This window comes from Rhizobium sp. 01N447_2, assembly GCF_056399245.1.
This window is the reverse complement of record NZ_JBFTQY010000138.1, coordinates 1-6,419: the sequence shown is the minus strand read 5'-3', so window position 1 is coordinate 6,419 and position 6,419 is coordinate 1. Positions and strand designations below refer to the sequence as shown.

Sequence of the window (6,419 nt, the reverse complement as noted above, 5' to 3'; positions counted from 1 at the left end):
CGCGTAGCTTGCCGACGATGATCGAACCTTCTGCGCCGGCGTTCTCGGCGATCTGGCGAGCCGGCGCCTCGACCGCGCGGCGAACGATGTCGACACCGACGCGCTGGTCGCCATTGGCGGTCTTGATATTGTCGAGCGCCTTGACGGCGCGCAGCAGCGCCACGCCGCCGCCCGGCAGGATGCCTTCCTCGACCGCAGCACGGGTGGCATGAAGCGCGTCGTCGACGCGATCCTTCTTTTCCTTCACCTCAACTTCCGTCGAGCCGCCGACGCGGATGACGGCAACGCCGCCAGCGAGCTTGGCAAGGCGCTCCTGCAGCTTCTCTCGGTCATAGTCGGAGGTGGTTTCTTCGATCTGAGCCCTGATCTGGGCCACACGACCTTGGATGTCGGACTTGGCGCCTGACCCATCGACGATCGTGGTGTTTTCCTTCTCGATCGAGACCTTCTTGGCACGGCCGAGCATGTCGAGCGTGACGGATTCGAGCTTGATGCCGAGATCTTCGGAGATGACGGTGCCGGCGGTCAGGATCGCGATGTCTTCGAGCATGGCCTTGCGGCGGTCGCCGAAGCCCGGCGCCTTGACGGCAGCAATCTTCAGGCCGCCGCGCAGCTTGTTGACGACGAGCGTTGCGAGAGCTTCGCCTTCGACATCTTCAGCGATGATGAGGAGCGGCTTGCTGGATTGGACGACGGCTTCGAGCACCGGCAGCATCGATTGCAGGTTTGACAGCTTCTTCTCATGGATGAGAATATACGGGTCTTCGAACTCGACCCGCATCTTGTCGGCATTGGTGACGAAGTAGGGGCTGAGATAGCCGCGATCGAACTGCATGCCTTCGACGACTTCGAGTTCGGTCTCCGCAGTCTTTGCTTCTTCGACGGTGATCACGCCATCATTGCCGACCTTTTCCATGGCTTCCGCCAAAAAGTGGCCGATTTCGGCATCGCCATTGGCGGAGATTGTGCCGACCTGGGCGATTTCGGAATTGTTGGAGATCTTGCGGGCGTTGGCCTTCAGTTCCGCGACGATGGCGGCGACCGCAAGATCGATGCCGCGTTTCAGGTCCATCGGGTTCATGCCCGAAGTCACGGCCTTGGCGCCCTCCTTGACGATTGCCTGGGCCAGCACCGTTGCCGTCGTGGTGCCGTCGCCGGCGACGTCGCTGGTCTTCGAAGCAACTTCGCGGACCATCTGGGCGCCCATGTTTTCGAACTTGTCTTCGAGTTCGATTTCCTTGGCGACCGAAACGCCGTCCTTGGTGATGCGCGGGGCGCCGAAGGATCTTTCGATCACGACGTTGCGGCCTTTCGGGCCGAGGGTCGCTTTCACGGCGTTGGCCAGGATGTCGACACCACGCAACATCTTCTCGCGGGCTTCGGTGCTGAATTTGATTTCTTTAGCAGCCATGTCCTCACTCCTTCATAGGCAGCCAGAGCAATTCCAGGAAAGTACGAAGGGGTTTTCCGTTCGGAATTGCGTCAGAAATAAAATGTTGGAGCGGTTCTGCGTTTCCATGAAAAGCTGAAGCGCTCCAGCGTGGACGGATGTCAGCAGGGATCTCATGCGGCCTGCTTCTTTTCGCCCTGGGTTTCGATGATGCCCATCACGTCGCTTTCCTTCATGATCAGCAGATCCTCGCCATTGATCTTGATCTCGGTGCCGGACCATTTTCCGAACAGGATGCGATCGCCGGGCTTGACGTCGAGTGCCTGGATCTGGCCGGCGTCGTTGCGTGCGCCGGGGCCGACGGCGATGACCTCGCCTTCCTGCGGCTTTTCCTTGGCAGTGTCGGGAATGATGATGCCGCCCTTGGTCTTTTCCTCTGAATCGACCCGGCGGACGAGAATGCGGTCATGAAGCGGTCGGAACGACATGTCTTCCTCCATCGATAAACAGTGATGACGTTGTCCTTAGCCGGACCGGATGACCAATCCGGGCGGGTGCTCGCGCGCGAGCCTTGCGAGAATGATTTGGTTCGATGGTTTTRCAATTCAAGAGGTGATGGAAGAAAAATTGGCACTCCCTGCTCGTGAGTGCTAACGCCCGGCAGGGAACAGAAAATCGCCTCCCGCGTTCGAATAACGAAGGCGACGGCGTGGTGCCGGAGGCGAGTTCCAGCAGGATTGAGGCTTGAATCCGGATTTCGGCATTCCCAACTCTTTGATGATCGAGGCTTGTTCAAGCTCGGTCATCGTCCCACGTCTTTTTGGAGTGAGTGACATGGAAGAGAAGACCAATATCATCAAAGACCTCAGTATCGAGGAACGCGAGGAAATCCTCGTCGATATCGCTCGTACGCTGGAGGAGACGGCTCGCGAGGCCTATGTCGAAGGCAACACGCAGTTTGCCGCACTTTCCAACAATATGGCCGAAACGATCCGCGTCAACGCCGATGAACTCGCCCGTGATGATCCGGAAAATGCCGAGCTCGTATTTCAGCAGGCGACGGCGATGATCTCGCAATTCGAAGCCGTGCACCCCTATCGAATGGTGAGTATGGCCGTTCATTGATTGCCGGGCGGTGCGGGGCGCTCGCTCAAATCAATCTCCACCCACGCGGAACTCTCACTGCTTGCAAAGGTTAGTGGATCACAACATCGAGAGGTGATCCATGGTGACTTCCAGATTAAACGTGCCGCCCGAGAGCGGGACAGATGACGCGCGTTCCGCCGATACGGAGCGAGCCGAGACCGATCGTAAAAGGGCATTGGAAAATGCCCGGCGCAACGCGAGTTCGACATCAGGCCGCGATAGCGACACTGAAAACCCAAGCCTGAAGCTTGCGAAAGAATATCTCAGCCTCGGCGGCCACCGTCGGTCCATGATCGACGACAACATCACCGATGTTCGCCAATGGGATGAGGATCCACCCGAGGCTGAGCGGTTCTGGAAGGAACGGGTGGAGACGCTTTCGAAGGATAAGCGCAAACAGGTGGAGGATTTTCTTCCAACCATCAACACGCCGTGAAAGCGGCTGGGCTCGTTCTTCGGATGAAATGCGCTTGGAGGCGATCATGGCTATAGACAAGCACGAGCAGATCCGTCGCCGTGCCTACGAAATCTGGGAGGCCGAGGGCCGCCCGGACGGCGCCGATCAGCGCCACTGGCTTCAAGCCTGTGACGAACTGGCCGGCGAGGATGAGAATGAGACGCTGCAGAACCTGCTTGATGAAGACGACAGGGATGATGCAGCACTGCTTCAAGGCGCCGGTGAGAGCGGCGATCTCGATCGCCCACGAGCGAGGCCTGTCCAGGCCGCGATGGCCCCCGTCCCTGACATCGAGATGACGACGGGCGAAAAGCCTTCCCGACGGAAGATCAGGAAGACAGAGGGGTCGTGATCGCCATGCAGCATCTCGACCATGCCATCCAGATCGCTCTTACAGCCCATGAAGGTAAGGCGGACAAAACCGGCCGGCCGTTCTTCGAGCACTGCCAGCGGGTAGCCCTTCTGGTTTCTGGTGACGAGACGCGAACGGTCGCCTACCTTCATGACGTTGTCGAAAAGGGAAGCGGCTGGACGCTCGACAGGCTGAGGGAAGAAGGCTTTCCGCCGGCGATCATCTCGGCGGTGAATGCTCTGACACGGCGGCCGGACGAGCCGGACGACGACTTCGTCAGACGTGCGGCATCAAACCCGTTGTCCTTGCCCGTCAAGCGGGCCGATCTCGAAGACAATCTCCGGCAGGCCGAACAGGCCGGCAAGAAAACGGAAAAATACCAACGCGGCCTGGATCTCCTGCGCGACATAACGAGCGGGTCATAATTTTACGTTCGCCGGCAACTGCCATCAAGGTCGGCAATCTGGCAAGCGTCCACTACCCGCCTCCATGTCATGCATTGAGAGCCGGCGGCCTCCGTTGCACCGCGGCGGAGGCCGTTTTGGCCTATCTMATGCTTTGTTGGTAAACCACACTGTCGGCGCGCCGAGCACGCCTCCCGTGCGCATCGCCGTCTTCAGCTCGTCCAACTTGCTGAATGCCTGCGCCGCTTCAAGCGTGGCGAACTCGTGGGTGACGGTAATATCGTTCGGATTGTCGATGGCGCGATAAACGGCTTGCGCCGTCACCCCGTTGGCCTTCTGCACCTGATGAAACGCATCATACGTCTTGCGCCAAGTGGCGTAGTCGGAGACCTCGTGCCTCACGAATAATGTCGTCATATCATCCTCCCGCGTTGCATTTCCAAGTTTGGTTGAGACGCGTGTTACGATTGCACGAGGAACGTCATGGTCTCGGGCAAGACACCGTCACTCGCCATCGCATCGGCCGCTGCCTTGGTCTGCATGAAGGCCATCAACTTTTCCATATCTGCAACGTCCATGACCAAGCCGACGCGGTTGGACGTTTGAGGGTCTGTGAACGTGCGAATGTTCGTCACGCCGACGGGTTCCAATACCTGTTTGCGGATGGGCGAAGCGAGCCAGTGTTTCGTGTCTTTGACGTCGTGATAGATCATTATGGTGGGCATTGCGGTCTCCTCTCAAGATCTCGGAAACTGAAGGCTGAGTATGCTGCTGCGCTTTGCCGGATTTCATTACAGCAATGTTGCGAAGAGTGGGTTTTTCTTATTCATTAGTTGAAGATATAAATATAATTATGGAGTAATTCGAAAATATTATGCGACGACCGCGTTGAGCGCGCATTGGTTTTTGAGAATAGCTTTGGTGACGGTTCCGGAGTCAGCGAGCGTCATTGGCGCTAAGATATGATCGTTATGCCCGCACGGCGCCCGTAGTCCCGCAGCTCGAGAAGGAGACCAACATCCGTACCGGCGTCAATGGATTGAACGACGTCGAGCCGATCCTCTGTCATGCGATCCTCGAACAGGATCATGCATTGTTCGGGGTCGCACTGGCGGGACGTCCAGATCAACCCGTCAATGTCTGCGCGCGCCCGATGAATGGCTTCGGCCCACAGGACGGTCTCGCCATATGTCGACTTCGGCGTTTCGATGAGATCGGTTCGACTGAGTTTCCAGGCTTTCAAATCGGGTGCGAAAAGGCTTGCCAACCGTAGATCACGCTTTGGCGCGATGACGCTCACCGTCCGCGCTTCGACAACGGCTAGCCGGACGGTCTTGAAAGCGGCGGCCGGTTCGATGTCGTGAAAGATCGACTCGAAGGCGGCCGCCTCTCTGCTCGTTGCCGCATAGAGCGTTGCGACACAATTGCCGTGCGCGTCGTTGAACGGCGCAAAGCGCGTCGGCTGTCCCTTGCAGGGATTGAATTGCCCTGCCCGGAACGAAGACAGATGGGTCCGATGAAGCGCCGTACCCGCCTTGATCGTCCGGATGTTGATCGTTGGAAAAGGAGACGGCGGGCATGGCAGAGGAGGGTGGCTCACCCAATGACCTCTTGCCGTTCACGGGCCGCGGCAGCAGCCACCGCGTCGATATCGTCAAGCGCATCCATGGGCGCCTTGTCGTCCAGCCAGCCGTTCGTTGAAACGAACCAGAATGCGCGCTGCCATGGAGACAGGTTTTCCGGAAGCGCCACAAGCGCCTTCTTGATCGCAGGATGCGGCCGTCCGTCCCGGAGCTGAAACGCCGGAAAATATTCGGTGCCGCGATGATGTACTGAGAAAATGTCGCCGGCTTTCTTCCAGCGCGCCGCAGTCGCGTACAGGTTTCTCGCGCTTGAGCCGGCGCGGTTTCCGATCTCCGCGCTGGTGAGCTGCGGCACCTCAGCGATGAAGCGATCCCTGACCTCCAGATTGTCCGCTGCGAGCACGCCGCGCGCCTCGCCAAGCTCATCAGGCAGGATAACATCCGCGAGCTTGTTGATCGCATCTTCCAGGCGGCTTTCTTCCAGCGAGCCGCTGACGCGGACCATCGTCTGGAAGAAGGTCTTGACGGATCTGCGATGTCCTTCCGGCAGATCGGGTTTCAAGCGGATTACCACGGAATCCCCGACCGCAACATTTGCAATCGCCCTGGCGAGCTTCGCGAGTTCGGGGTCCGCGTTCTCAGGAAAAGCAGATCGATCGACGGCGAACTTCGTCAGGGTCTGCAGGAAGGCATCCGCGAACGCATCACGCAGAGCGTTTTCATCCGAGGTCCGTTCTGGAGCAACGCCTTTGCGCCGGTGGCCAGCCAATGGCACGGTTCGCCCGTCGTTGGCGGACGACCGATCAATCATGAGAAATTCGGAAAAGAGAGCTTCGGTCATTTCGGCCACGTGAGATTAGTGATGAACATCTCAATATCACTTAATTCATGCAAAGTCGATTGCAATGGGAGTGTCAGGATGACCATAGCCTCGCATATGCGCCAGTGGACAGATTTGATGGTAGGATCGATTTGACTTCCCAATATCGGTTGTCGCACCAATTTGACGATCGGATACGCCTCGGCGCGTGAGACGACAAAGGTTTAGAATGATCGAACGCCGACCATTTGATCTCAAGGCTTATGC

General features: G+C 58.2%; 9 protein-coding genes and 1 pseudogene. 4 read left to right on the top strand and 6 right to left on the bottom strand.

Features of this window, described 5'->3' with window-relative positions; translation table 11 throughout:
• Together groL and AC1ECN_RS37925 are read right to left on the bottom strand one after the other, a co-directional pair.
• Positions 1 to 1,411: chaperonin GroEL (groL, locus tag AC1ECN_RS37930; protein ID WP_477955956.1), on the bottom strand; the 1,411-nt coding region annotated here is incomplete at its 3' end.
• Between the two features lie 152 nt (positions 1,412 to 1,563).
• Positions 1,564 to 1,878 (bottom strand): co-chaperone GroES, encoded by a 315-nt coding sequence (locus AC1ECN_RS37925; protein WP_017991466.1) that lies wholly within the window; start codon positions 1,876 to 1,878, stop codon positions 1,564 to 1,566.
• A gap of 346 nt (positions 1,879 to 2,224) precedes the next feature.
• Here AC1ECN_RS37925 and AC1ECN_RS37920 point away from each other — a divergent pair, with 346 nt between their 5' ends.
• From AC1ECN_RS37920 to AC1ECN_RS37905, 4 genes are all read left to right on the top strand, one after another.
• On the top strand, positions 2,225 to 2,515 hold the full coding sequence (locus tag AC1ECN_RS37920) for a hypothetical protein (RefSeq protein ID WP_018072957.1): 291 nt from the start codon (positions 2,225 to 2,227) through the stop codon (positions 2,513 to 2,515).
• A gap of 100 nt (positions 2,516 to 2,615) precedes the next feature.
• On the top strand, positions 2,616 to 2,972 hold the full coding sequence (locus tag AC1ECN_RS37915) for a hypothetical protein (RefSeq protein ID WP_018072958.1): 357 nt from the start codon (positions 2,616 to 2,618) through the stop codon (positions 2,970 to 2,972).
• A 46-nt stretch (positions 2,973 to 3,018) separates the two neighbouring features.
• Positions 3,019 to 3,345: a DUF2934 domain-containing protein gene (locus AC1ECN_RS37910; RefSeq protein WP_130697309.1), complete on the top strand. Its 327-nt coding sequence runs from the start codon at positions 3,019 to 3,021 to the stop codon at positions 3,343 to 3,345.
• A gap of 5 nt (positions 3,346 to 3,350) precedes the next feature.
• Entirely contained in the window at positions 3,351 to 3,770 is a 420-nt protein-coding gene (locus tag AC1ECN_RS37905; protein ID WP_029767294.1) for an HD domain-containing protein, read from the top strand.
• A gap of 129 nt (positions 3,771 to 3,899) precedes the next feature.
• On the opposite strand, the pseudogene AC1ECN_RS37900 reads toward AC1ECN_RS37905, so the two are convergent.
• The 4 genes and pseudogenes from AC1ECN_RS37900 to AC1ECN_RS37885 all read right to left on the bottom strand — a co-directional run.
• Positions 3,900 to 4,166, bottom strand: a pseudogene (locus AC1ECN_RS37900) (cyclase); the annotation flags it as partial.
• Positions 4,167 to 4,210: 44 nt separating this feature from the next.
• On the bottom strand, positions 4,211 to 4,474 hold the full coding sequence (locus AC1ECN_RS37895) for a hypothetical protein (protein WP_011649410.1): 264 nt from the start codon (positions 4,472 to 4,474) through the stop codon (positions 4,211 to 4,213).
• 230 nt (positions 4,475 to 4,704) lie between these two features.
• Positions 4,705 to 5,349, bottom strand: a complete 645-nt coding sequence (locus AC1ECN_RS37890; RefSeq protein ID WP_130658038.1) for an RES family NAD+ phosphorylase — start codon at positions 5,347 to 5,349, stop codon at positions 4,705 to 4,707.
• Positions 5,346 to 6,173, bottom strand: coding sequence for a hypothetical protein (locus AC1ECN_RS37885; RefSeq protein ID WP_018072963.1), 828 nt, complete (start codon positions 6,171 to 6,173; stop codon positions 5,346 to 5,348). Before AC1ECN_RS37885 ends, AC1ECN_RS37890 begins: the two co-directional genes overlap by 4 nt.
• Between the last annotated feature and the right edge of the window lie 246 nt (positions 6,174 to 6,419).

Bases quoted from the DNA above. Each gene is read 5' to 3' on its own strand.
- AC1ECN_RS37925 (WP_017991466.1), bottom strand. From the start codon at position 1,878: ATGTCGTTCCGACCGCTTCATGACCGCATTCTCGTCCGCCGGGTCGAT.
- AC1ECN_RS37920 (WP_018072957.1), top strand. From the start codon at position 2,225: ATGGAAGAGAAGACCAATATCATCAAAGACCTCAGTATCGAGGAACGC.
- AC1ECN_RS37915 (WP_018072958.1), top strand. From the start codon at position 2,616: ATGGTGACTTCCAGATTAAACGTGCCGCCCGAGAGCGGGACAGATGAC.
- AC1ECN_RS37910 (WP_130697309.1), top strand. From the start codon at position 3,019: ATGGCTATAGACAAGCACGAGCAGATCCGTCGCCGTGCCTACGAAATC.
- AC1ECN_RS37905 (WP_029767294.1), top strand. From the start codon at position 3,351: ATGCAGCATCTCGACCATGCCATCCAGATCGCTCTTACAGCCCATGAA.
- AC1ECN_RS37895 (WP_011649410.1), bottom strand. From the start codon at position 4,474: ATGCCCACCATAATGATCTATCACGACGTCAAAGACACGAAACACTGG.
- AC1ECN_RS37885 (WP_018072963.1), bottom strand. From the start codon at position 6,173: ATGACCGAAGCTCTCTTTTCCGAATTTCTCATGATTGATCGGTCGTCC.